This window comes from Pseudomonas sp. PDM28 (assembly GCF_019219115.1).
GTDB classification, from domain to species: Bacteria; Pseudomonadota; Gammaproteobacteria; order Pseudomonadales; family Pseudomonadaceae; genus Aquipseudomonas; species Aquipseudomonas laurylsulfatiphila.
The window spans coordinates 1-309 of record NZ_JAHUWG010000035.1 but is presented as its reverse complement, the minus strand read 5'-3'; the positions used below and the strand labels follow the sequence as shown (position 1 = coordinate 309).

1 pseudogene is annotated in these 309 nt (G+C 61.5%); it reads left to right on the top strand.

The annotated features are described in order from the left end of the window. Positions 1-309 (top strand): annotated as a pseudogene (locus KW841_RS29470) (acetyl-coenzyme A synthetase); the annotation flags it as partial.

Below are 309 nucleotides of genomic sequence, written 5' to 3'. Positions count from 1 at the left end.
GGATCGGCGCGATTCACTCGGTGGTGTTCGGCGGCTTCTCGCCGGAAGCCCTGGCCGGTCGCATCATCGACTGCAAATCCAAAGTGGTGATCACCGCCGACGAAGGTATTCGTGCCGGCAAGAAGATCCCGCTCAAGGCCAACGTCGACGACGCCCTGACCAACCCGGAAACCAGCAGCATTCAGAAAGTCATCGTGTGCAAGCGCACCGGTGGCCAGATCAAGTGGAACCAGCACCGCGACATCTGGTTCGAGGACCTGATGAAAGTGGCCGGCACCGTGTGCGCGCCGAAAGAGATGGGCGCCGAAG